Origin of the sequence: Ralstonia sp. R-29 (assembly GCF_049913345.1) — a bacterium.
Lineage (GTDB): Bacteria > Pseudomonadota > Gammaproteobacteria > Burkholderiales > Burkholderiaceae > Ralstonia.
The window spans coordinates 123,566-149,051 of sequence record NZ_CP184379.1; the positions used below are offsets into that span (position 1 = coordinate 123,566).

Consider the following 25,486-nt stretch of genomic DNA (forward strand, 5'->3'; position numbering starts at 1 on the left):
AATACTCTGATGATCTTGGACCAAAATTTCAAACAAATGACTGCGGGTGTCTCTTTTTTTGAGGAAATATTTTTGGAGGTGAAATTGAAGAGATTTATTTTTCTCGCTTTCGTAATTTTTTTGATCGACCCAGTGCGGCCTGTATTCTCCCAAGAGGCGAAGGGTGTTCCATTCATCCTAGGTGGCAATGCTTTCGCCAAAGAATATTGGGAGGCGGAGCGCTTTAAGACTCGTATTCATCTGTCAAAGAAGGCTGTTGTCTACATTGCCCCAGATGACCACTACTATCCGGTTGCCTTGGATGAGGCTCGATTAAAGAGAGTCGGATGCGAGTACGTCGTTGATGAATCTGATGGGGTTTCTAACCTTGTCGAGCTACTTGAATCGGGCGGAATAAGAGAGGCTAGTTTTTCATTGCAGAAATTTGAGCCTAGGGAGGCCATATATTTGACCCTAAGCGATTCCAGTGAAATGAGTTTGATGTTCGATCGCGAATATGATGGGCAGGCAAACATACTCGGCCGCGTAGGGGGCAAGCTAGTCGTTGCGGACAAGAATTTAGCGATAAGCCTCTATCGCTGGGCCGCTAAGCAACGTCCTGTTGAAAAATGCGAGTCCTTCATTAGTAAGTATCGATGATCGTCTTTATATTTCGAACTATAAATTTTGTGAGGTAATACTTTGACCATTACTAGCCATGATCTCAATGTGCGCGGCGCTACTGTCGATGACATTGCATCACTAAATGCGGCACTTGCATATCTTCAGCGCAGTTCAACTGCGAGTGCGCTGCTCGATCGCCTGAGGAGCGCCGGAACCGTCATCAATATTGTCCATGGAAATCAGGAAGATGAGTATGCAAACAATGCCATCAACTGGAATCCTGATACTGCCCTGATGGTGAGTGCGGGTGGACTTGTTGTTGGTGTGGTTTCGGCTGCTGTCGACCTGGTTCACGAGATTGCCCACGCTCTCGATAAAAATATTGTTGATGAAACGAAGATTCCGGATCCAGATTATAAAAATGATGCCGAGAAGACCGCAATTCAGCAGGCTAACGTTGTGGCTTCGGAGCTTGGTGAGGCGCAGCGGCTTCACTACGACGATGGCACAATCAATCTGACGAACTCGACCGAGCATACCGTTGCTAATAGTGATGGAAGCATGGCTCTCCAGATGAATACTCCGGATGGTGGCGCCACGGTGACGATGGGCTCGCTTAATGGGTACGACATAATTGCAGGTGTTGACCTTCCCCAAGCAACGGTTAGCGGAAACAAAGTAATAGCAGATAATGCAAGAATCGATGTTGTAAACGGTGCGCAGGTTTCGGTAGTCGGGTCAGGGGACAAGGTTTCGCTTGGCAATGGGGCAAGCGCCGATATTACGTCGTCCGGAACAAATACCGTAACTTGCGATAACAACACCGTAACCGTCTCCGGTAATTCATCTGTTTCTTGTGTCAATGGCAATGTTCAAGCTACGGACAAAAGCCCTAATGCCAGCGTCGACGTCTCAGGTACAGGCGCCTCTGTCGCGGTAAACGATGGGACGGTTCGGTTGGATGATGGTGCCCAAGCAACAGTCTCGGGAGATGGTGTAACGGTAACGACTGGGGCCGGCTTGAGTTGGGGCCTGACAGGCTCAGCGAACGTAGCCACCAATGCTGATGGCAGTGCGTTGACTGGAACGGTGGCGAATGAGGCGGGCGGTATCACCGCGTCGGTGTCCATGTCGCTGGATGTCCAGACTGGCGTAACGACGACATCCGTTACGGGCTACGACCCGGTCACCGGCGTTCAAATTGGTCGCACCGTCCAAACAGATGATGGACACGGTGACCGGACCACAACCAACTACGATCCGAAAGGAAGCGTTACCTCGGAAAAAGACGTCACGACTCAAACTGACGATCAAGGCAACGTCACCACGGTAACGACGACCACCAACTACGATCCCAATGCGGGGGTGGAAACGGGACACAGCGTTAGCGTCAACGACGGTCATGGCGACACCTCAACCAGCACCTATGACGGCAACGGCAACCTGACCTCCTACGGCTGGCAAACCGAAGGCGGAGCCTCCGGCTCCAACACCTACGGCTCGAACGGTCAGATCACCAACGAGTCCTGGAACGACGGCCACGGTAACTCCGGCAGCAACAGCTACGACTCGAATGGCACGCTGGAATCCTCCTCGTGGCAAACCAATGATGGCCACTCGGGTACCAACAACTACGATCAGAACGGCAATCTGGCCTCGGACTCGTGGCAATCCCCGAACGGGACGAGTGGCACCGACACGTATAACTCGGATGGTTCTCGCGCGTCTGACACCTGGCAATCGGGCGGCAGCTCCGGATCGGATAACTACAACCAAGACGGGTCAGTCGCCAGCTCGAGCGTGACCACCGTTACCACCAATGCTGACGGCTCTGTCACCACCTCAACGCGAGAGGACAACTACTCTACCGGCGGCGGTGACAGCTATGGTGGTGGCTATGGCGGTGGCTACGGCGGCGACTATGGTGGAGGTTACGGCGGTGGCTATGGTGACATCTACAACGACACGACCGTCACCACCAACCCGGACGGGTCGTCGGTAGAAGTCGTCAGCACCAATCAATACGGCTACGGAGATACCACCACGACAGTCACGTCGGCAGACGGCTCGTACAACACGACCGAGACGACGGCGATGGGTATTACTTGGGAAACGTCATACAACGCCACCACGGGTGAGTACGACCATTCCACCATCTATAACGACGGTTCGCGTACCGACACGCAACAACAGGCGGACGGGACCACCACGACTACCAACTATGACGCAGACGGTAGTATGGAACGCAGGGAGGTCACAGATGGATCGACCACCACAACGACCTACGGCGACGGGACGGTCACTGTGGATCAGCGTCTCGGTGATAACAATCATCTGATCGACACGACCAACCCCGACGGCTCGCATTCCGAAACGCGCACGTCCAATGAGGGAAGCGACGGCATCACCGACAACTATGATGCAAGTGGTCGCTTGATCAGCGAGGACGGTCACCTCGCTTCGATACCGAGTGACTACACGTCGAACGGAACCACTAGCAGCAGTTGGGAAACCACGTACAACAGCGACGGCTCGAGCTCAACCCATGAAGTTGAGATGGCAGGGAATGGGCAGGTCACGCACGACACTGAGACGGACTCGGATGGCCATACTGTCAGTACCACTACGACGGTCGAGGTGAACGGCGTCTCGGATCAAACGACGAAAAACGCTGATGGATCGAGCTCAACGGCACACTGGGACGACAACGGAAACTACCATTCCACGGATTACGATCCCGAAGGCCACATCACCCAAGACGTGTCTCGGAGTTCCGACGGCTCGTACTCGGATGTGAGCTACGACACTGCCACTGGTAGCACCACAACGAACGGCTACGACGCCTCGACGGGTACATATTCCACCCGAGAAGAGTCGCACGATGCCAGCGGCGCTTACCGAGACGTCGAAACCGACACCCACGCTGATGGCAGCTCCCAGACAACTGAAATCGATACGATCAACGGCATCTCGCTGACACACATCACCGGCAGCGATGGAACGGACCAATATGAGATCGGCAGCTCTAACATCACGGTGGATCAGTACGATCAGTACTGGCAGGACTATTTTGCGGGCGACGGTGCCAGCAACGATCCTGGCGCAGGCGACCCGGGCACGGGTGATCCCGGTGCAGGCGATGGGAGCAACAGCACTCCCGATATGCCAGCCGGAACAACGGACCAGCAGGCAGCTGCGTAGTAAGTAACGGAGGCGAGCCGTGCGAGAGTGCGGCTCGTCTTTTTTTTGTGATTTGTCCGCTTTCCGTCGTGGCAGCAAAGTTGTCTTTCATGTTCGATCGTCTCGCACCCGTTCTAATAACAGCGCTTTGGTGCAGCGCATGTCATGCCGCTGGAGTTACCGGGGGAGCCGAATCGGATGGTGCCGTGCCGTGTCAGGGCTTGAGTGCGGAGCCGATTGCCCTGAGCAAATCGCTGCAGATTGCATCACAGGGGCAGCCGCAGTACTTGATGGCAATCCAGGACCAGGAAAAGTCCAAGGCAGGTGTGCTGAAGGCTTGGTCAGCCTTTCTGCCTTCCGCTGCCGCAACGATTGAGAACGACCGCTACAAGCCGGCAAACGGAGGCACTCCCGCAATCGTCGTCGGTAACTCCATCGTAGGTGGTAACGGCCAGGGGTACACCAGTTACGGCGCTGTCAGCGTGAATCTGAACCTATACAACGGCGGCCGGGACGTCGCCAGTTATCGTGGCAGCAAAGCGCTGGAACGCGCCAGCGAAGCGACACTCGATGCCACGTTCGCTGACACCCTACAGGCTGTCATCGTTGCCTATGGCGACTTGTATAAGGCACAACTTGCCGTGGATGAAACTGGGCGGGTTTTGAAGAGCCTGAAAGTCATTCAGGGCACGGCAACGGAACGCTATCGTGATGGCCATGGGACCACCATCGCCATCGGGAAGGCACGCAATGACGTGCTGGATGCAGAGCGCCAGCTCTACCAGGCTTGCCACACGCTGCGCGATAAGTCGGATGCGCTGGTCAAATCCATGGGTGCGGATGTGTCGCCGGGCAAAGTCCTGGTCGCGAGCGGCAATGTCCCCTCCGCGGATACGGAGATGGCCGATGCCGCCACCATGGATGCCGTGGTCATGGCTGATCCGGCCGTGATTGCAGCACGCCAGCAAGTCGACGCAGCATATGCAAAGGTCGATCAGGCCCGTGGTGCTTTCCTGCCTGTTGTCAGCGCTTTTGCCAAGAAGGATTTCCTAGGGCAGAGCCTCTCCGGCTTCGGCTCAGCCAACGGCGCATTGGGATACCAAAGCTATCGCGTGGGCGTATCGGTTCAGCAGCCGCTGGGCCCATTCACCACCGAGTATGCCGACCTGGAGACCGCGAAGGCCGATGCACTCCGGCAGGAAGCCGCGTTACAGCAAGTCATTGTCGACACGAGAAATCGGCTGCACGCGGCTTTCAATGCCTTACTTGAGGCGAAGGATGCTGTTCGAGCGGCCAAAGACAGCGTCGAGGAATCGCGCCAGCTGCTGGCGCTTACTGAATCACTCTACAAGGCTGGGCGAGTCGCCATCGATAGCGTCGAACAGTCGCGCATCGACGTTCGAAAATCGGAGCGCTTATTGGACGAGCAGACCGCTGAGCTGCGTGTCGCTGGCTGGCGATTGTCCAGGTCTATGGATGCGCGCTCTTTTGCGGACCGAGTGCTTGGAACGATTCCTTCGCCATGAAGAACTCTTTTGGGCCCCGAGAAGTGGGCCGGCTCTGATGCTGGATGGTGGTGTACGGGGGCATCGGCCACTGCTCAGGAGCAGGTGCGCCGCACATCAGAATCCGCACCGGATAGTTGAAAGGTAAACACGGACAGATGAAATATCTTCTGCCAAAACGGTCCACGGCATATCACCAAGTGTTCCTGGCGTGGCTGGGAGTTGCAGTCATGCTCAGCGCGCACGGAGCGCCGCGCGAGGTGGATGGTCGTGAGGCCAGGGCTTTATGCCAAGACCCAACGGTCTTCTATCCGGTGGAGGCGCAAAAGTCGCGCGCTGAAGGTCGTGTCGTTGTTGACACAGTAGTCGATATCGGTGGAAACGTCAGTGAGACAAAACTTACCAAATCGTCCGGAAGCGCGGTCCTGGACGACGCGGCCCTCCGGGCTGCCCGGACTATCAAATGTGTTCCGTTCCGAGACCCTGAATCGGGCACCGTAACGTCGGTCCATTTCCTGAAGCCATTTGTGTTCAGACTGGAGGACTAAGAGCAGTCATCGGTTCACTGACCGCTCTCGGCCGAGGCTGTGTGAAAACACCCCGATGGTCGCCTATATTGAGCCAAGCGTTTTGAAGCGAGGTGGCCGTGAAGCGATTCATCGAGGGTGAAGACCGCCAGCAAGTGACGTTACTGCCTGCGTGCTTGGATGACTATATCGGCCAGGACAATCCAGTACGTGTCGTCGAAGCCTTCGTCGAAGAACTCGATCTTGTGTCCCTTGGGTTCGAAGGCGCTCAGCCCGCCGCCACTGGCCGTCCTTCGTACCACCCGGCGGTACTGCTTAAGCTCTACATCTACGGCTACCTCAACCGCATCCAGTCCAGCCGCCGCCTGGAGCGCGAAGCCCAGCGCAACGTCGAGCTCATGTGGCTCACCGGGCGGCTGGCGCCGGACTTCAAGACCATCGCCGATTTCCGCCGCGACAACGCAGCTGGCATTCGCAACGTCTGCCGCCGCTTCATTGGTCTGTGCCGAGACCTGAAGCTGTTCTCGCAAGCGATCGTGGCCATCGACGGTAGCAAGTTCAAGGCGGTCAACAGCCGCGACCGCAACTTCACGCCAGGCAAGATTGACGGCCGGCAGAAGCAGATCGAGCAGAGCATCCAACGTTACCTCGATGCCCTGGAAACTGCCGACCGCACGCAGCCCGCAGAAGTCGAGGCGAAGGCCGAACGCCTGCAGGACAAGATCAGGAAGTTACGCGAGCAGATGAAGCAACTCGATGACACGAAGGAGGCGTTGAAGAACGAGCCCGACGGGCAACGTTCACTTACCGATCCCGACTCGCGATCGATGAACTCGCAGGCCAAGGGAACAGGTTTGGTGGGGTACAACGTCCAGGTGTTGATTTGCACCGAATCCTGACCCAGGATTTGCATCGAAAACTGACCCACCCCAAAGGCTGTTAGGTGTCGCTTTGTGCGGGTTGTTTGGCGGTGCGTTTCTCCTTCTTGGGCTGGGTGGTGCTGTGCTTGAAACGATAGCTATCGTTGCCGGTTTCAACAATGTGGCAGTGGTGCGTGAGGCGATCCAATAGCGCGGTGGTCATCTTGGCGTCCCCGAAGACGCTGGACCATTCGCCGAAGCTCAGGTTGGTGGTGATGATGAGGCTGGTGCGCTCGTAGAGCTTGCTGATCAGGTGGAACAGCAATGCGCCGCCGGTCTGGCTGAACGGCAGATAGCCCAGCTCATCGAGGATCACCAGGTCGGCATACATGAGTCGCGTGGCCAGATGGCCTGGTTTGCCGGAGACCTTCTCCAGTTCCAACGCGTTGACCAGCTCCACGGTCGAGAAGAAGCGCACCCGGCGGTGATGGTGCTCCACCGCCTGCACGCCGATGGCAGTGCCGAGATGGGTCTTGCCGGTCCCGGGGCCACCGACCAATACGATGTTGTGCGCTGACTCCAAGAACTCACAGCGGTGAAGCTGCCGCACCAGCGCCTCGTTGGCCTCGCTGCAACTGAAGTCGAAGCCAGTCAGGTCTCGGTAGGCCGGGAAGCGCGCCACCTTCATCTGATAGGCCAGCGAGCGCACCTCGCGCTCGGTGAGCTCGGCCTTGAGCAGACGCGACAGGATGGCCACGGCCGACTGGTAGGCCGGCGAGTCCTGCGCCGCCAGGTCGCCCAGCGCTTGTGCCATGCCGTGCAGCTTCAACGACTTGAGCATCTCCAACATGACTTCATGCTGCATGATGCACCTCCCGATCTCGCAAGCTGTCGTAGCGGCCGACGTTGGCCTGCGGTTCGACGTGCAGCGCCAGTGCCTGTGGTGAGGTGATCGGTGCCACGGGCTCGCCTTCCAGGAGGCGGCTGAGGATGTTCAGGATGGTTTGCTTGGACGGGGCACCCGCCTCCAGTGCGAGCTCCACCGCAGTGAGCACGGCCTGTTCGTCGTGCAACAGCACCAGCGCCAGGATCTCGACCATCTCGCGATCGCCACCAGGGCGTTTGAGCAGTGTGGATTGCAGGCGTCGGAAGCCCTCTGGCAGTTCGGCGAACGGTGCGCCGTTACGCAGCGCACCGGGCTTACGCTGCAGCACCGCGAGGTAGTGGTGCCAGTCATAGATTGTGCGCCCCGGAAGATGGCTACGGTCGATGTGCCGCACGTGCTCGGCAATCACCTGGCCTTCGGCCACGAACACGAGCCGATTGGCATAGACGCGCAGACTGATGGGCCGGTTGGCAAACGACGCCGGTACGCTGTAGCGGTTGCGCTCGAAGGTCACCAGGCAGGTTGGTGAGACGCGCTTGATGTGCTCCACAAAGCCATCGAACGGCTGCCCCACGGGCATCAGGTGTGGCCGCTCCAGCGACCAGGCCTCCCAGAGGGTCATGTCCAGCTCAGGATGGCGGGTCTGCTGCCACAGCCGTACGCACTGGTCGGCCAGCCAGTCATTAAGTGCCGCCAGAGAGCCGAATGCAGGGATGCGTTGCCAGATGCGGTGACGGCTGTCCTGCACGTTCTTCTCTATCTGCCCCTTCTCCCAGCCCGAGGCCGGGTTACAGAACTCGGCGTCGAACAGGTAGTGGCTGACCATGGTGCTGAAGCGCAAGTTGACGTCACGCAACTTGCCCAGGCGCACGCGATCCACGGCGGTCTTCATGTTGTCGTAGATGCCGCGACGCGGGATACCGCCCCAGGCCACAAAGGCGTGGTGATGGGCATCGAACAGCATCTCGTGGGTCTGCAGCAGATACGCGCGCAGGAAGAATGCGCGGCTGTGGCTGAGCTTGAACTGAGCCACTTGCAGCTTGGTGCGCTCGCCGGCGATGACCGCCCAGTCCTCGCTCCAGTCGAACTGGAAGGCCTCACCCTCTGCGAAGCGCAGTGGGATAAAGGTGCCTCGCCCCGACGTGCGGGCTTGCTCCTGTTGCTCCTGGCGCCAGCGGCGAGCGAATGCGGCAACGCGATCGTAGGAGCCGGTGAAGCCCAAGGCACACAGATCAGTGTGGATCTGCTTGAGTGTGCGCCGTTGCTTGCGTGGCTTGTTGGCCTCGGTCTTGAGCCAAGCGGAGAGCTTGGCGGCATGGCCGTCGAGCTTGCTCGGACTCTGCCGTGCAGGATAGGCCGGTGCCGTGGTGTCAGCGCGCAGATAGCGCCTGACCGTGTTCCTGGAGATGCCCAGGCGTCTGGCGATCTCGCGCAGCGGGATCTGGTCGCGAAGATGCCAGCGTCGAATGATGCTCAGTATGGCCACGTCGATCACTCCGATCTCCCGCTCGTTGCCGAGCGGGACAGTGTTCTATACGTGGGTCAACATTCGATGCAAAAACCTACCTCGGGTGGGTCAGGATTCGGTGCAAATCAACATCCGCACACTCGACGCAATCAGCGGAGCACCCCTCGCTCGCACGCATTCGTGAACGTGCAGCGCAATTCGGGTGTCAAACGCAGCCTCAAGTTGATACAGAGGGTCATGATTCCGTGCAAGTCAACAACTACGATCGATGAAGGTGGTGCAGTACGGGCGGGAGTTCGCGCCACCCGTTTTGCTGTTTCGACTCAGGATGATGAAGACAAAGCCATGCCGTTGACGCGACGGTTCGATGCCACGGTTGGAGCGATCACGGCAAAGGCGCCGATCGACGACAAGGACACCGAAGATCTGGAACTGACTGGCTTTCTTACGCGTGCGTGGCTTGAGTTGGTCAATCGCAGACCCAACCCGGTGCCAGCGTGCCCGCGTTGCGAATGCACACGAATCCGCCCCGAAAACCCCAGGAGAGCGGAGCAGCTTCCCACATTCTTTTGCCACGGCTGCAAGCGGCAGTTCAATCGGCTGACGGGAACCCCCTTCACACAGCTCGCCAACCGCAGTGCAGGCGCAGCGATGATTCCGCTGCTTTCTCGGCAGATGTCACTGCAACAGGCGGGCCTGCGGTTGGGCCGCACGCAAAAGGCGGTGCTCTCCTGGCTGCTGGCGTTTCGGCGCTGGCTGCTCGAACTCGATCCGTCGGGACGCTGGGAGGCCCGAGTGCGGCTCGGTGTCCGAGTGGCGCCGCATGCAACATGCGTTCGCTGCGGCTTCGAAGGCGGTTTCCAGTCCGGCGGATTCGATCCCCAAGGACGCCGCCGCATCCGCTGCCCGAACTGCGGCCGCAGCCGGCTGCTCGACGCGCTTCAGAAGGAGGGGCAGGCGCGCAATGCGGTGATCGTGCAAGATGCCATCGACACTGCCTTGCGAGTCAAGCGCCAAACTTTCCCGGAAACGTCGATCCCGCACATCGCACGCGCGGCATCCCTGCGTGACGCGGCGCCGAAGGTGGGCGAGCGGCATATGCCACGACTAGACACCATCGAATTGCCGGAGCGCCGCCGCGCGCGCAGCCGTACGGCGCGCATCGAAGACGCCGAACTGACGGCGTTTCTACAGCCCCGCGTCGAAACAGCGCTTGGCGATAGCAGGGAGTCGGCCGCGTGCCCATGGTGCGGGAACGCACACACCGAATACCACGCCGTGCCTAGACCGAGCGGACTGCCGGGATTCCGGTGCAGAGCCTGCTTAGCGTACTTCACACGGGTATCCAATACGCCCCTGACGACCCCAGTCGTGCGCAATCTTGCCCACCGCTTGATCCCGATGCTCGGGTGGAGAGAGCACAATCAACCCGCAGCCGACGAACTTGGCATCCGGCCCCAGACATTGCAGGCTTGGATACGCGGCTGGCGCCAATGGCTGCTCTTGTTGGACCCAAGCGGCGCAATGGAAGCGCGGCTCCTGCTCGGTATCCGAACAGCCAAGACAGACGTCTCCGACAGCAGCCCTGTGCTGAGGGGAAGACCTCGCAAATCCAATCGGCGCAAGTTCCAGGAGCGAATTCGCCGCGACGATGCGAGTGATATCGGCAGCGGAACGGCAAGGGAAGCCGCTGCGTGGGTACCAGAATCTCCCCACACCGAAGGTTCGCTCCCGGCCAATGGATGGATCAACTGGGCATCTACGCGAGAGTCAAAGCGCCGACGCTGGACATCGCGCACCTGGCGCAAGGCTTCGGATGGTTCGTCATTCCTCCGTGCGGATGGCTTCCTGACACGGGTGGTAAGTACCGCCACGGCTTGGCATTTTGAGATCAGCGCCGTGGGCGAGGAACACATCCTGCGCTCTGGCGACGGTTTCCGGAATGGCGAAGCAGCGCGTCTGGCGGCATTCGATGCTATTACGGGACTGCTGATGGCACCTACCTACTCGGCGGGGAATCGAGCGTCATTCATGGGGCGAGCTGGCAGCCAATGAATTCAATGATTTGAATATCTGATTTAAAGTCACATGAATGTTTCTCAATGTTAATAATGCGATTGTAATATTTGTCTTAAATGGGGTGCACATTTAAACTGATGCGCCCGTATCGTTCTGGTGTGCTGGGCATTCGGATCAACTGACATGCCCGTGATGGACGCCACCACCCTCCTGCAGAACCTTTTCACACCCACACGCCGCCTGTACACGCTGGAAGGCGATGGGCCGCTTGCGGACCTTGCGGTGGAAGCCTGGCTCGGTCGGGAAGCGCTGTCCGAGCTGTTTGAATGGCGCGTGGTGGCCGTCAGCGCCAATGCGCGCATTGCACTCAAATCATTGCTGGGCCAGCGCGTCACGCTGGTCACGACGCTGGCCGACGGCACGCAGGCCAAGCGTACGGGTCTCATCCGGCTGGCTGAGAAGCTTGGCGCGGATGGCAGCCTCACCCGCTATCGCCTGACAGTGGTGCCCTGGTTCTGGCTGACCACGCAGCAGCGCCACAGCCAGGTGTTCCAGAACCGGCCGCTGGCGGACATCGTTGAACAGGTGTTGTCGCCCTACGATCCGTATGCATCGTGGCGTTACGCCGCCGGCGCCGAAGCGCGCATGAGCGCGTTCGGCACGCGCAGCCACATCGCGCAATTCCGCGAGACGGACTTTCACTTCGTCACACGCCTGCTGGCCGAAGCGGGACTGGGCTTCACCACGGTCGAAGATGACCAGGCGCACGGGGGCCATACGCTGCTGATCTTTGCTGACAGTACGCAACTGGCTGAAGACGCAGAGTCGGCTGCGGCGGGTGGCATCCGCTTCCATCGCGCGCACAGCCTGGAAGAGCGCGACGCCATCCAGCAGTTGGCCTGCCACAGCCGCACCACCGTGGGCGGAGTGGCCGTGGCCGCATGGGACCCGGAAGGCAAGCAGAACGCGCGTGCGCATGCGCCGGCGCGCTTCGCCACCAGCGCGGGCAGCCCCGACGCGTATCTGTCGATCAGTCCATCGCTGGCCCCCGATGCCGGCAACGCACAGCGCATCGCCGAACAGGTGATGGAGAGCCTGGAAGCGCGGGCGCTGCTGCTCTTGGGGCGCGGCACGGTGCGCACGCTGCGCAGCGGTACGCGTATGCAGGTCGTGGATTGCCCGCACCTGCCGCAAGACGTGGAGGGCGCGTACCCGCTGCTGATGGATCTGGTTGAGCACTGCGGCATCAACAACCTGACAGCGGACACGCATCTCGCACTCGGGCAGCGCCTGGGCGGACTCGATGCCGCACTGACGTTCGACACACCGCCCACGCCGCCAGAAGCCGGCCCAGGCCCGTTCGGTTTCATGGCTGACGAAGAGTCGATCGAACGCAGTACGCCCACACGTGAGGTGCTTGCCGCTGCGCACGCCCACGGCTACGCGGGTCAGTTCCGCGCAATCGATGCCCGCCGCCCTTGGCGTCCGGCAGTAACGCACCCCGACACCGGCCGCCTGTATGCCGAGCCGACCGCGCAGGGCGTGCACAGCGCCATCGTGGTCGGCCCCGACGGCCAGACCCAAGCAGGCGGCGATGGCGAACACCACGCAACCCCGGCCGGAGAAATCCGCGTTCGTTTCCCTTGGCAACTGGGGGAACGTCAAGACGATCGGAGCACCCGCTGGATGCGTGTGGCACAGCGCCAGGCCGGCGCCGGCATGGGCTGGCAGTGGTTGCCGCGTATCGGTCAGGAAGTCCTGGTCAAATTCCAGGAAGACGATATCGATCAGCCGGTGGTCATCGGCGCCCTGTACAACGGCCAAGGCGAGGCCGGCATTGCACCAACGCCAGGCGGGCAGGGCGCTGGCGCCAGCGATGCCACCGCGCTGTATAAGCAGGGCAGCGACAACGCCGGCAGTGCGCAAGGCAACGTCGCCGGCGGCCACAGCCCGGCGTGGCACGGCATGGGCACAGAGACTGACGGCCACCGCAACGCTGCCGCGCACACCGGTTTCAAGAGTGCAGAGCACGGCGGCAGCGGCTATAACCAACTTGTCTTTGACGACAGCGACGGCCAGTTACGCACGCAGCTCGCCACCACGCAGCAGTACACCCAGCTTAACCTGGGCTATCTCGTTCATCAGCAGGACAACCGGCGCGGCAGTTTCCGGGGCCAGGGCTTCGAGCTGCGCACGGATGGCCATGGTGCCGTGCGCGGCCAGTCCGGACTGCTGCTGACCACGTACCGCGATGCCGTGAGTGGCAAGGCCGTGCCCACCGGAGACAACGCCGCCGGCATCGCGCTCATCAAGCAGGCCAAGGCGCTGACCGCATCGCTGGGGCAGGGCGCCGTCACACACCAGACTGCGGCACTCGCCACTGCTAAAGACGGCACAGCACCGCTCGGTAAGCAAGAGAAGTCTGCGGCCGGCATGGTCGACGGCAAGGCGCTCGATGCGGCCAAGCAGGATGCCACTGCCGGCAACATGAGCACGCAGGACAAGGTGCCGCACCAGGGCGAGGCCATGGTGCACGCCACCGGCCGCGCAGGGGTGGTCTTGGTGGCGGGCCAGGACCTGCAACTGGCCAACGGCGAGAGCATTGCGCTGGGCAGCGGCCAGGACACCAACATCGCCGTCGGCAAGCAGGCGCGCGTGCATGCCGGGCAGGCGATCGGCATCGCGGCAGGCTTGTCCAAGGCGGGTGACAACAACACCGGCCTGCAGCTGACCGCTGGCGAGGACAACATCGACGTGCAGGCTCAGCACGATGCGCTCAAGCTGATGTCGCAGCAGGACTTGAAGCTCGTGTCGGCCAACATGAACGTGGACTTTGCGGCGGCCAAGCGCATCCGCCTGGCGACCGCCGCTGGTGCGGCCATCACGCTGGAGAACGGCAACATCACCGTCGAGTGTTCCGGGCCGATTACCTACAAGGCGGCGGAACGCTCCTTTAATGGGCCGGTGAACCAGTCCTATTCGCTCCCATCATTCCCGCAATCCGTGTGCCTCGAATGCTTGCTGCGAGCAGCGGCGGCTGGCGCGCCGGTGGCGGGCGTCTAAGGCATCCACGAATCCCCAAATTGCTATGTACCTGGCCGTTGATTCTCACCACCCGAAAAACTGGCTCGATGGCTTGTTGCAGACGATCGAAGCTGCATCGGACGTTCATTGGTTCGCGCTCGTCGATGGTGTCTTCGACCATGATCGCAAGCCTTTTGCCTCGCCAGTTCCGAAAATGCCTCTGTACGGGCAAACCAGCACGCTGCACGAACTGCTGCCGGTTTCGCCATACCTTATCCCGCTTGAACGGCACGCCGACGCCCCGCTGCGTGATCTGGTGACTGGCCTTGGCACGCATTGCCAAGGCCGGCCGATGCTGAGCTTCCTCGCTTCTTGGCAGCCCGCCGATCAATTGGTGCGGGTGTGGCAACCGTGCCTGCAGCCGGTGGTGGAAGAAGACGGATCTCGCTACCTCTTGCGCTTCGCTGACACACGCGTCCTGCCCGCCCTCCCTGGCGCCATGAATCCCACTGCCTGGGCGCAGTTGACCGCACCACTCATGCACTGGTGTTATGTCGACCGGGCTGGCACCTTGCAAACGCTGTGGCTTTCGGAGTCGCATGTGGAACCCGCGACATACCAAAGCGCGCAACTGGTCCTGCCGCTGAGCGATATTGATCGGATGGTCGATGCGGCCATGCCGGATGCCATCATCGACCTGATGGAGAGGATGTCGCCAGGCACATTGCCGGATACGGATAAAGCACAGGTCTATCGCCTGGTCGCGCAAGCCAGTACGCTGGCGAAGGCGCACAGTGTCGATGCGACACCGGATGTTGTGCAACTGGCGGCTTACGCACTTGCGACTGATGGGGCTGGATTGCGGGAGCCGGAGCTATTGGAGGTCCTCGGGAACCCACGTCGCAACCCCGACGCGTTGCGAGATTTTCTGCGTGCATGCACGAGTGTGGCCAGCGAAACATGACCAGTATGAACGTGACGACATTGAAGCAAATCTGCACGGTTGTTCTCGCAGGTGCGTTGTTCAGCCTAGCTGGGTGTAGCAAGGCCGAAGCACCGATGGCCGCCGTCGAACAAGACGACTCGCTTGGGGGCTCCATCGGCGTATTGAACTACACCGATATTCCGATCGGTGTTGTGTACGTGAATGGCCAGTGGGGTGGGTCGATGATGCCGCACTCCGGAGGTACTGCTTGGACTACGGCCATCTCGGTTCCCAAGAATTGGGACCCGAACTTCAAAGTGACGGTCAAGTGGAGCGACGACGAACTCTACGAGAAGGACAAGAACGCGCTCTACGCGAAAGAGGTGCCGCTTGAGAAGTACCCGCCTAAGGGCGCTTCCTATCTGTACGTTGCATTCTTTCCAAATAAAGAGGTGAAAATCTATCTGACAAACTGGCTTCCTGGCTGGGAAGGCGATCCGTACCACCTTGAAGACCCGACCGATGCATGCTTAAAAAGAAAGCCTCCGAAGGACAGGGAGACTTGCTACGCCCCAGAATATCGCGAGGAATATCGGGCGCTACAGAAGCAGAAAGCACAGGGCAAGTAGTTGCGGCCACCGTCCATATAAGTCACGAAAGACCGTTCACTGAAAGCGCTGCTTCAAGATGACCACTGTTAGTTTTGCGCCGGAATGCCCGGACAAGCCGTTTGAACTATCAAAAGATGACGTGAATCGCCGACAGGCACGGATTGAGGTCAATCTGAAGGGTCCGCAGCCTTGCGAAGAGGAACTACATTTTGGTTTTTTCTTCGATGGCACTCGCAACAACTCCGAGAATGATCGGCCCAGGAAAGCGCACAGCAACGTCGCCAGGTTGTTCGATCTCTTCGATATCACTCCGCGACCCACCGAATTAAAGAGATACCGATTCAAGAGCTATGCCGCTGGAGTTGGCACACCGTTCTATAAAGAGGTGGGAGACCTTGGCATCGGCATCTGCGCCGTCGCGGGCTCCGCTGCTGGATGGGGCGGTGAAGCGCGCATCAACTGGGGTCTGCTGCAGATGCATAACCACCTGCACGCCCACTATCATGGCCAACCGTTGACGGATCAAAGCGCTGACCGTGACTTGGTCAAACAGATGAGCGCGGATCTCAATGCGCCCGAGGTTCAAATTCCGAACCTTGGCAGTCCCGCCACGATCGAGGGCCAGCTGCAAAGCAAGTACCGGGCCCATGGCGAATTCGATCGCAACCTGCGCGCTGGTGTGGGGTCGATGGCGTCCATGACGGCCGTGGCCCGGACCAACTGGCGCGAGGTCAACACCAAGGGGCGCCGCCGGGTGTTGGACGAGCGCAAGGCTGCACTGGCGAAGGCTCTGGGCAACATGCCCAAAGAGCGCAAGCCCATCATCAAGCGCATCCGCCTGCACGTCTTCGGTTTTTCGCGCGGGTCAGCGCAAGCCCGCGTGTTCTGCAACTGGCTGCGGGACGCCTGCGATGCGAACGGCGAAAAGCTCAGCCTGTGCGGCATCCCGGTACAGATCGATTTCCTCGGGCTGTTCGATACGGTCGCGTCTGCCGGCATCGCACAGAGCATGATCGAAACCATGGCCTCGGGGCACGGTGCCTGGGGCCAGAAGCGCTGGATGCGTATTCCTGGCCAAGACCTGGTAAAGCGCTGCGTGCACCTGGTGTCTGGCCATGAGGTCCGTGGTTCTTTTCCGCTCGATAGTGCGCAAGGCGCGACGGTGGAGGAATTTGTCTACCCCGGCGTGCACTCCGACCTCGGTGGGGGATACGAGCCGGGGGAACAGGGGCGCGGCCGCCGCATCGACTGGACTCCGGACGACAGCGCCAAGCTGTCACAGATTCCTTTGTCGCATATGTACCGGGAAGCAGTGATTTCGGGGGTGCCGTTAAGAAGTCCGACGTTAGTGCCGCGCGAACTGCAGGACCAGTTCAAAGTCGATCCCGACCTGATCAAGGCGTTCAATGCTTACCGGAGCGCCACTGCGGACACCAGTGCAGCGACGACGCCGGAGCTGATCCACCATCACTACGGTTATTTCCTGCGCTGGCGACACCGCTGGTTGGGAAAGGTCGCGAGCATGCCAAGCGTGCAGCATGCCGCGAAGTGCGATCAGGTGGACCTTGCTTGTGCTGATGCGGAGCTGGCCGAGGAATTGGAGTGGGTTAAGCGCTACGCGAGCTACGAGAACGTCGTTCCGAGTTGGTCCAAAGGGCACTATTCCGGGTGGATCATGGAAGGAGGCAAATGGGTCACGGAGGCCGCCGGGGCAACCCTCGGTGCCATCGTGGCTGGCGTGGCCGGCGCCGGCGGCCGCCCACTGCTTCAAAAGGAGGTGCCGGAAACGCCTGGTGGGCCGGTGGCCTGGATACCTGCGGTGGGCGCAGTTCAGGGTGCGACGCTGTTCTTCCGCGCCAAACAGGCGATCAATCTCAAATTCGGCAGCTGGGGCCTGGTCAAACAGGCGTGGGAGAACACGGACGTGCCGGCCGCCGTCGATCTGTTCTTCTCCCGGTACGCCCATGACTCGCGCGCCTGGTTTAAACCTCTGGGGGCTGACAATGACGTGTGGGTCCGCAAGCAGCAGGACGCGCTGAATGCGACCGCTGCAAAGGACGCCGCCATTAAGAATCCCGGGCCGCCCAAGATCACGCCAATGACGGCCAAGGTCGGCGTCATGCCGCCACCTCCATTGACGACAGCGGAAAAGGCCCAGCTTCAACTGCAAGCTCGCCTCAAGCAACAGCGTGACGCCAAAGGCCAGACGGAAGAAGACGCACTCAAAGACCCGGCTTATACCGAACAGCTGCCACAGCAGACCAGTGGCCGCGAACTCTGGCAGATGTGGGGATACCTGCGCTGGCGGACCGTGTACGACGACAAGTACATGGACCATCGCGCAAGCTTCCCGCAGCTAGCCGACCTGGACGCCGTTGCGCTCAAGCGCCGCATGAAATCGCTCGATTCCCAATACAAGCAATTGCGCATGCGTTCAGAGGAGCTTGGCAAAACGTTGAACAGCTTCGGCAGTTCGGGAATGCCGCCGGCGGACACGCTCAACGAGATGGCCGGTTTGCATCAGAGCATGCAGGCCACAGAGGAAGAGATGAATGCCATCACGGCGTTCATGGAAGAGTTGGATGGTCGGCAGGATTAGCCCAACACATGCACGGTATGGCGCCAAGTGTTTGGCGCCTGGCCATCTTTAATGGAAGCCCCCATATGAGCGATCTTGTTGTAACCGATGCAGGTAACCACCAAAGGACGGACACCACCGAGGTGATCTTCCGTGGAACGCCGTCACAGGCGATTAATGCGCCGATCTTCCTGAAAGCACTTGTGGTCACCACGATTGCGGTCACCGTCTACGTTTCCGCACATGCGCGCTGGCCAATTCCTTGGTTCGTGCTGCCAGCCTTACTGCTGGCGATCGCGGCACGCGTCGGACTCGCTTGGTTGAGCACCGCCTTCACAGAAATCATCATCGACACGGAACGCATTACGTGCCGGCAAGGCATTCTGAGCAAGCGTATTTCCAGCCTTGAACTGTTCCGAATCCAGGACGTGACCTCGCTGCACCCGTGGTGGCAGCGCCTGTTTGGCATCGGCACTGTGGTAGTCATGAGCAGCGATTCAAACACCCCCGAGTGGCGTCTTCCAGGCATGCGGAATGCCGAGCAGCTGCGGGGCAATCTGAACCGAGCAGCGATTGCGCTTCGAGACCGTAAAGGCATCCGCGAAGTCAATATGGGCCGCGTTTGAAGATGCCCTAGGCGTTCAAAGGGAACATGTGCTGCCGGTGCCAGGCTGCTGTTGTCTTCATAAGACGCGCAGCTAACGCAGAGGCTCTTTCTCGGTCCATCTGGCAGTGAGTTCGATGGAGAACGGGCGGCGCCGGATCATCTACTTCCCAGACTGACGCATTCGACAGTTGAAGTGAGCGGCGTTGCGGAGAAACGAATTGAATGTGGTGTGATGTCTGAACAAGAAAACAAGAACGCACGACGTGTTCAGCGGCGGACGACTGGCGACAAAATTCACGGCACACGTGCTAAAGCGCTGCACGTCCCGGTGTGGCGTGACGGCATGTGGACTAGGCCGGGCCTACCAACATTCGGTTGGGCCTGTGTCGCGGTGGAAGCACGAACGAACGCCGAATGCGTGTGTATGGCCTGCAACAAGGCTTTCGATGGCCCATCGCATTTGCTGCGTCACGCAAGCTATAGCGGGACGGCGCGCGTTGATCCAACTTGCAGCGCAAACATGCAAAGAACTGCGGCCGCAGCACACGCATCGCCGGTTTCAATGGTCATGGATAGAGCGGCTAAGCGAGGGCGCTGGCTGGGCCGAGCGTGGAAACGAAATGCTGACGGACAATCAGTACTTAACACACGAGAGGTCCAGACAATAGTGAGCTTCACCGGAAGGACGTGGGGTTTTACTGTTCGTCCCAAAAAGACGGAGGACGTTGAGTGGAAACGGTCAGGTTTTCGATCATGCGACGAAGCCAAGCTGGCCGCGTTCGATGAGATCACCAGGCGTCTGAAGCAACGAGGCAACAACGAGACGCGGTCAACGAGTGAGAAAGATGCCTAGCGCTGGAAATCGCCGCCTGGCTCCGGATCGATAGGCCGCTACCAGTCGTTCACTAATGCCCGCGACCTCGCGGGCCTCATAAGGAAGCGTAAGTCAAAGATCCCAATGCTGTGTGCCATTCAGTTGCGCACGCCAGCGAGCGAGATTCGTGGGGTCGTTGGTCTCGCCTCGGCTGAGCCCTCGATTGACGAATTTCTGGATGGTCAAGTTGCCGTTGAGCGTTTCGACGATTTGCGTCGCCTGCGCCCGGGGGCCTCCGCCTGTGAACCCGAGGTTGAAGTGAATGACGCGACGGCGGCTTGGTCCGATCACGAGGCTCGGACCGCCGCCCCCGCCCGAACCGCCTTGCAGGCCCATCCGCGGCGTATCGACGATTGGCAGATTCCACTGGAACCCGTTGCGGGCAATCCAATGCTTGGTGTCCTTCTCGCTCGTGGTGGCGCGCAATTCCGCGGGGGCGTTGGGCGAGTCTTTCGAGAACGTGTAGCGGTAGCCGTTCCAATGCAGGAAGGTTCTGGAGGCGGAGTTCACTTCGTACATGTCCTTCGTTTCCTCGCCGCGATGAATCCACGTATCGGCGTTCGCGTCGAATTCAAACCACTCGATGGTTTCGCTCCAGACGAGTTGCGGGCAGTCGATCCCTTCGCCAGCCAGGGCGCCGAGATTTCTTGGACGCACGTTGAGTTGTGCCAGCAGGGCAAACGAGTGTCCGGCAGGGCCATTTCCGGGGCCGCCAAGAGCTTGGATGCTGTCGATGGTCACGTGTGGAACGGTCATGGAGGCTTTCAACATAGCGGGCGATGGAGGCGTTGATTTGATGGACGGCGGCGATCGCTATGGGATTGCCGCCAGTGTCACTTGCGCGGGGTTGCCGATCCACACGGCAAGCGCCGAGTAGTTGTCCATGTGTGCGGAGGCGCGGCCATGCTTGCGGACCTCTTCGGCAAGCAGCACAAGCCAGTCATCGACCGTATGCACGATGCGCAGGCAGTGTTCGATCGTGCGATCCGGCAATTGCTGCCAGACGCCGTCGGTGCAAAGGAGGAAGGCGTCGCCATCGCGTATTGGCACGGCTTCGCCAATGTTCGGTTCGGCATTGGCCTGGGCACCAAGCGCACGGTGCAGCAAGGATGGGCTGATGTCGGCATGAACCGCATGACCGGCGTCCGCAAGCTGCTGCACGAGAGTGTGATCGCGCGTGCGCTCGGCCAGCAGACCGCGGCGGAACCGATACAGGCGGCTGTCACCCAGATGCGCCCATTGGGCGATGCACTGTTGTCGATCGATGAGCAGTGCCGCCACGGTGGCGGCCATGCGGTCTTGTGCAGAATCCCGCCTCTGTTCGGCCAGGATTGCGCTATTCGCCGTATCGATGGCGGTGCGCAGTGTCACTTCTGGCTGGCCGGCATACTGGCCGGCGCAAGCCAGCAGGGTCGAGATGGCCAACTGCGAGGCAACCTCGCCGCCGGGGCTACCTGCCACACCATCACTGATAACGAAGCAACTGTAGGGCTCCCGGCTGACATGTCCGATTGCATCTTGGTTTTCCTGCCGGCTTCCCGCATGGGAGAACTGCGCGTGCGATATCTTCATGTGATCGCAGTTCAGCCGCGGGTGCGGCCGCGGTAGCGCTCAACTTCCGCATCGTAGGCGGTAAGAAAGGCTTTGCCGAAGACGGATGCGAAATCATCTTCGATGGCGAAGACGGTCTCGCGGTGGATCGTGGCATACCGATCCCACAAACGTGCCTTGTACAGCGCCGGCACACCGAGCTCATACCACCGAGGTGGGTTGTCGCGCTCGCGCAGGCGCGGCGGCGCGAAGCGGGCCAGCAAATCCATCAGTGCCGCGCGCATGCCGGCCACCATGCCGATCTGGTGGGCGTGCAGATCCTGGAATGCGTCGCTCACCGCGTTCTGCGGCGACATGAACCCCGGGAATGGCAGGCCGAACATCTGCCTTAGCACCGCGCTGCCGTCGGGCAGCAGTTTGAGCGGGTTGTTTTCGCGGTCCAGCAGCATCGTCATGTCTGCCTTGACCTCGCGCTTCAGGATGCTGCGCGATGACAGCAGCTCTACGGTGCCATTCGCAAACAATGCCAGTAGCTGACCGGCGATGAATAACTGTTCCTCCGACCATTGTGGGGGCTGCGCAGAGGCATCCAGCCCGGCACCTTCAAAGAACGCGCGCCATAAGGTATCCGGGATGACCGGCTGTGCTGGGTCTGGAGCCGCTCTGGGTGCGGTCGCGTCGGTCGCATGGTCGGAAACGCGCGGAGCAGACGGTGCCGGCACCGCTTGGGGAATGCGGACATGGCTCGCCCAATCCGGGGCATGATCGGCCTGAGTGATGGGCGGTACCGCCTGAGGTCGCTGCGGAGGCTGCTCCAACTGCAAGGTGCGATCGGGTCCGGGTGTCGCCGGGCCGGACAGCGCATCCACGCCATCCCGCGATGTCGGCGCAAATAGATCGAGCGGGTCGGTCGATAACTGCTGCAGATCGTGCGTTGGCGCCGCCGATGGACGCCGCTGGTCGGGCGTGGCGACCTGAAGCGGTGGTTGCGCGGTTGACTCTACATCGGCCGCATCCTTGCTGCCGAAGTGCGCATGCAGGACATCGCGCAACTTGTTGCGCATGCTTTTCGCACCGGTGTGTGGGGTAGCGCCGTCCACGATCATGCGCGGGTCGGCGGCGCTGTCCAGTTCGGCGCGCAGCAGGTAGGGGCCGATGCGGACGATGTCGCCCACATTCAGGCGCGAAGCCTGCGCATATCCGATCGGGGTGCGGTTGATTTCAATCGGGGAGACGCTGCTGAGGTTCTTCAGGGAGCAGGCGTCCTCCGCGACCTGCAGCAGCGCTTGCAGCCGCGAGATCTGGCGCGTGTCATCCTGCAGCACGAGATGGTTGTCGTGATCTCTGCCGATGGTTCCGCCGGGCGGGCGAAACACGACAACGGTTCGATCGTCGCGGCCCACGGGTTGACCGGCGTGCTCGATAACGGTCAGTTGCATAGTCAGTACATCGTCGAATAGGGGGAGCGTTCGAATCGGTCTGTGCTGCTTATGACGCCGCCATGCGCTTGTGTCGCACAAACTCGAACGCGGGCCCCCACACCGGATGCCCCCGTTCTGCGGCGGTCAGCTCAAAGCGGGGATTGATGTCGAGGATCTTTGCGAACTCGCTGCGGCATAGCGCGACGCGATTCGTGACGCAATAGCTGAACGCCAAGAGCTTGTGCGCCTCGATTCGCGTGTCGGCATTCGCACTGTCGATCTCGGGGGCGTGGCCCAGTAGCGAAATCGTGCGCGCGTAGTCGCCGGCGCTGTATGCGACTTGGGCGCTGTCGACCCGTGCCCGTGCCATGGATTGCGTCGGTGATGTCGTTGCACAGCCTCCGGTGCCTAGCGCAATGCTGAAAACAAGATAGAAAAATGGCGAGTGCTTCATTTCACGGGAATGGATGGAGGCTGAGAGCAGAGTAAATCGCAAGATAGCGGGATTCTAGTCCCCGGCGATATGCGGTCGGATAATTAAGGTACATCTTGTTTCATTCGTGCGCGCTAATTTTTTAGTGAGTTCCAAACTTCGACTTGCGGACGGAAAACGTTGCACTATAGTTGCCTGACTTTTGGCGGCTGCAGCTTATCTGGCCAAGCTCACATTCACATAGCGTTGATATCTTCACTCGCCTCGCGAAGCTAGCGATAAAGGGGCGGGCCCCCCTCCAGAGGCAGGAAGGGCGCGCGGTGGCGCGCGCTCGCCCCTTGTGTGGAGGCAATTCCTTTTCTTTGAAAAAAAGAAACACGACTAATTCTCCCATGTGATTTTTATTTTTTGATTGCAATTTTTACCGAGATTACTATTTGTTGAGTCCGTGTAAAGAATTTTTTATGTCACATGGTTCTTTTGCTAATGTGATTAATTCGATCATGAAAGAAAGTAAATGAGACCGTGCATTATTGTCGGTGTTGTTTCCATGTCTGTGGGTGTGCTCCAGTTAACCGGATGTCGCACCCCCGAGCGGACCGCTGTGCCGTATTCGGTCACATTCAATGTTGCCGCGGATGCCAATCCGGATTCCAACCGAAAGCCTGCACCGATCGTCTTGAAAGTATTTCAATTGAGGGCGGCCTCGGCATTCGACAGTGCCGACTTCTTCTCGCTGCAGGACAAGCCGGAAAGCGCACTCGGCGGGGAACTGCTGGGCGTCGAGCGGGTGATCCTTCAGCCGGGGGACTCGCGCACGTTGCACTACTCCGGCAATGTCGATGCGCACGCGGTGGGTGTGGTTGCCGAATACCGACTGCTTGAAAAGAGTCGCTGGAAACTGAGCCTGCCTCTGCCGCAGGCCAAGCGCACGAGCCCCTACCGGTTTTGGTCGGGCTCGGCGGACGAGATCAATCTGCCGATCACCGTCAGGAATGGCGGCATCGCGTTCGGCCACGACACGCAAGCCCGGCCATGAACGAATCGCTGTTTTCTCCGGCGCCCGTGGTGGCGTTGCGTCAGCGCGTAGTCTGGACGGAGGGAATGTTCCTGCGTCCGCAGCATTTCCAGCAGCTCGAACGCCACTGGGAGCAATACATTCGCCTGCGGTGCGAACCCTTCCAGAGCTTCTTCTGGGGATTCGACGAACTGGAGATCGATCGGGAACTGCTCGCGCTCGGCAAGGTTGCCTTGCTGGCCGCATCGGGGGTCATGCGTGATGGGACGCCATTCAATCTGGCGCACATACAGGACTGCCCAGAGCCGTTCGACGTACCGGCCGATGCGAAAGACCAATGCGTTGTGCTAGCGCTCCCGTTGTGGCGCGGTGGCGCAGAAGAAGTCTCGTTTGGTGCGCCGGAGCATACCGAGCTTGCCCGCTATGTGGTGCGTGAGCATGAGGTGGCCGATACGAATACGGTCGCGCTGGGCCCGGCACTTCTCCAGACCGGTCGTCTCAACGTGAGGTTGATGCTCGAAACCGAATTGACTGGAGACTGGCAGGCGCTCGGTGTGATCCACGTCATTGAGCGCACGTCCAATGGGGCGTTGCTGGTCGATGACAGCTACATTCCTCCACGCTTGGTGGGGGGGCGCGATCCCGTACTGCTGCGCCACACGCGCGAGTTGCATGGGCTGCTCAACCAGCGCAGCGAGGCGCTTGCCGAACGGCTTTCGCAGCCGGGCCGCGGGGGCGTGTCCGAGGTGGCTGATTTCCTGCTGTTGCAGTTGGTCAACCGATACCTCGCGCTGTCGTGGCATGCGCAGCAAAGTGTGGCAGCACACCCGGAGTCGCTCTTTCGCGATTGGCTGAAGCTGGCCTGTGATCTCAGCACCTTCACCGCACCGGGGCGACGCCCGTTGGTGCTGCCCGTGTACTGCCACGACGACTTGCGCGCGTGCTTCGGCGCGTTGATCGCGGAGTTGCGTCGTTCTCTATCGACGGTGCTGGAGCAGAACGCTATCCAAATCGAACTTCAGGACATCGGCAATGGCGTGAGGGTGGCGACGATCGCAGATCCGACCTTGCGGGAGCACGCTGGTTTTGTCCTGGCCGTGCATGCCGACGTGCCAGCCGATGGTCTGCGCACACGTTTCCCAGCCCAGGCCAAGCTCGGCCCCGTCGAGCGCATCCGCGATCTGGTGCAGTTGCAGTTGCCAGGCATCGGCATGCGTCAGTTGCCGGTCGCACCTCGGCAGATTCCCTATCACGCCGGCCATACCTATTTCGAAATCGATAAAGACAACGCGCTGTGGCAGCAGATCGAACGCTCCGGTGGGCTGGCGTTCCATATCGCCGGTGACTTTCCCGGCCTTTCGATGGCGTTCTGGGCGATTCGTGGTTAGAGGCGGCA

The 25,486-nt window shown here is 60.2% G+C and carries 18 protein-coding genes and 1 pseudogene; 13 read left to right on the plus strand and 6 right to left on the minus strand.

The window, feature by feature from the left end; all coding sequences use genetic code 11:
• Positions 1–9 precede the first annotated feature (9 nt).
• The 5 genes and pseudogenes from ACN9M1_RS26890 to ACN9M1_RS26910 form a co-directional block, all read left to right on the plus strand.
• A complete protein-coding gene (locus ACN9M1_RS26890; RefSeq protein ID WP_426400774.1) occupies positions 10–639 on the plus strand; it encodes a hypothetical protein in 630 nt (209 codons plus the stop codon).
• Positions 640–681: 42 nt separating this feature from the next.
• Positions 682–3,804: a beta strand repeat-containing protein gene (locus ACN9M1_RS26895; protein WP_426400775.1), complete on the plus strand. Its 3,123-nt coding sequence runs from the start codon at positions 682–684 to the stop codon at positions 3,802–3,804.
• A gap of 269 nt (positions 3,805–4,073) precedes the next feature.
• Positions 4,074–5,309, plus strand: coding sequence for a TolC family protein (locus ACN9M1_RS26900; RefSeq protein WP_426400776.1), 1,236 nt, complete (start codon positions 4,074–4,076; stop codon positions 5,307–5,309).
• Between the two features lie 209 nt (positions 5,310–5,518).
• The gene (locus ACN9M1_RS26905) at positions 5,519–5,836 is read left to right on the plus strand and encodes an energy transducer TonB (RefSeq protein ID WP_426400944.1); all 318 of its coding nucleotides are present in this window, start codon (positions 5,519–5,521) and stop codon (positions 5,834–5,836) included.
• A gap of 98 nt (positions 5,837–5,934) precedes the next feature.
• A pseudogene (locus ACN9M1_RS26910) lies at positions 5,935–6,708 on the plus strand (transposase); the annotation flags it as partial.
• A gap of 46 nt (positions 6,709–6,754) precedes the next feature.
• On the opposite strand, the gene istB reads toward ACN9M1_RS26910, so the two are convergent.
• Positions 6,755–7,540, minus strand: coding sequence for an IS21-like element helper ATPase IstB (gene istB / locus ACN9M1_RS26915; protein WP_021197713.1), 786 nt, complete (start codon positions 7,538–7,540; stop codon positions 6,755–6,757).
• Complete coding sequence (gene istA / locus ACN9M1_RS26920; RefSeq protein WP_426393936.1) at positions 7,530–9,056, minus strand: IS21 family transposase; 1,527 nt, start codon at positions 9,054–9,056, stop codon at positions 7,530–7,532. Before istA ends, istB begins: the two co-directional genes overlap by 11 nt.
• A 153-nt stretch (positions 9,057–9,209) precedes the next feature.
• Here istA and ACN9M1_RS26925 point away from each other — a divergent pair, with 153 nt between their 5' ends.
• The 6 genes from ACN9M1_RS26925 (at position 9,210) to ACN9M1_RS26950 (ending at position 18,812) form a co-directional block, all read left to right on the plus strand.
• Positions 9,210–11,084, plus strand: coding sequence for a DUF746 domain-containing protein (locus tag ACN9M1_RS26925; protein ID WP_426400778.1), 1,875 nt, complete (start codon positions 9,210–9,212; stop codon positions 11,082–11,084).
• A 156-nt stretch (positions 11,085–11,240) separates the two neighbouring features.
• Positions 11,241–14,111 carry a type VI secretion system Vgr family protein gene (locus tag ACN9M1_RS26930; RefSeq protein WP_426400945.1) on the plus strand — a complete coding sequence of 957 codons (2,871 nt, stop codon included), beginning with the start codon at positions 11,241–11,243 and terminating at the stop codon, positions 14,109–14,111.
• 25 nt (positions 14,112–14,136) lie between these two features.
• Positions 14,137–15,036 carry a DUF4123 domain-containing protein gene (locus tag ACN9M1_RS26935; protein ID WP_426400779.1) on the plus strand — a complete coding sequence of 300 codons (900 nt, stop codon included), beginning with the start codon at positions 14,137–14,139 and terminating at the stop codon, positions 15,034–15,036.
• Entirely contained in the window at positions 15,033–15,626 is a 594-nt protein-coding gene (locus tag ACN9M1_RS26940; RefSeq protein ID WP_426400780.1) for a DUF3304 domain-containing protein, read from the plus strand. The genes ACN9M1_RS26935 and ACN9M1_RS26940 overlap by 4 nt, the downstream gene beginning before the upstream one ends.
• A 58-nt stretch (positions 15,627–15,684) precedes the next feature.
• Positions 15,685–18,207 carry a T6SS phospholipase effector Tle1-like catalytic domain-containing protein gene (locus tag ACN9M1_RS26945; protein WP_426400781.1) on the plus strand — a complete coding sequence of 841 codons (2,523 nt, stop codon included), beginning with the start codon at positions 15,685–15,687 and terminating at the stop codon, positions 18,205–18,207.
• Between the two features lie 65 nt (positions 18,208–18,272).
• A complete protein-coding gene (locus ACN9M1_RS26950; RefSeq protein ID WP_426400783.1) occupies positions 18,273–18,812 on the plus strand; it encodes a PH domain-containing protein in 540 nt (179 codons plus the stop codon).
• A 927-nt stretch (positions 18,813–19,739) separates the two neighbouring features.
• Here ACN9M1_RS26950 and ACN9M1_RS26955 read toward each other — a convergent pair.
• The 4 genes from ACN9M1_RS26955 to ACN9M1_RS26970 all read right to left on the minus strand — a co-directional run bounded on the left by ACN9M1_RS26955 (position 19,740) and on the right by ACN9M1_RS26970 (position 23,093).
• A complete protein-coding gene (locus ACN9M1_RS26955; protein ID WP_426400784.1) occupies positions 19,740–20,408 on the minus strand; it encodes a hypothetical protein in 669 nt (222 codons plus the stop codon).
• 72 nt (positions 20,409–20,480) lie between these two features.
• Complete coding sequence (locus ACN9M1_RS26960) at positions 20,481–21,239, minus strand: PP2C family protein-serine/threonine phosphatase (RefSeq protein WP_426400785.1); 759 nt, start codon at positions 21,237–21,239, stop codon at positions 20,481–20,483.
• Positions 21,240–21,250: 11 nt separating this feature from the next.
• Positions 21,251–22,657 carry a type VI secretion system-associated FHA domain protein TagH gene (gene tagH, locus ACN9M1_RS26965; protein WP_426400787.1) on the minus strand — a complete coding sequence of 469 codons (1,407 nt, stop codon included), beginning with the start codon at positions 22,655–22,657 and terminating at the stop codon, positions 21,251–21,253.
• A gap of 49 nt (positions 22,658–22,706) precedes the next feature.
• Positions 22,707–23,093, minus strand: a complete 387-nt coding sequence (locus tag ACN9M1_RS26970; RefSeq protein ID WP_426400789.1) for a TssQ family T6SS-associated lipoprotein — start codon at positions 23,091–23,093, stop codon at positions 22,707–22,709.
• 496 nt (positions 23,094–23,589) lie between these two features.
• Between ACN9M1_RS26970 and tssJ the strand changes: the two genes are divergently transcribed.
• Both tssJ and tssK read left to right on the plus strand, forming a co-directional pair.
• Positions 23,590–24,111, plus strand: coding sequence for a type VI secretion system lipoprotein TssJ (gene tssJ / locus ACN9M1_RS26975; RefSeq protein ID WP_426400790.1), 522 nt, complete (start codon positions 23,590–23,592; stop codon positions 24,109–24,111).
• Positions 24,108–25,478 (plus strand): type VI secretion system baseplate subunit TssK, encoded by a 1,371-nt coding sequence (gene tssK / locus ACN9M1_RS26980; RefSeq protein ID WP_426400791.1) that lies wholly within the window; start codon positions 24,108–24,110, stop codon positions 25,476–25,478. Before tssJ ends, tssK begins: the two co-directional genes overlap by 4 nt.
• The last annotated feature ends 8 nt before the right edge of the window (positions 25,479–25,486 follow it).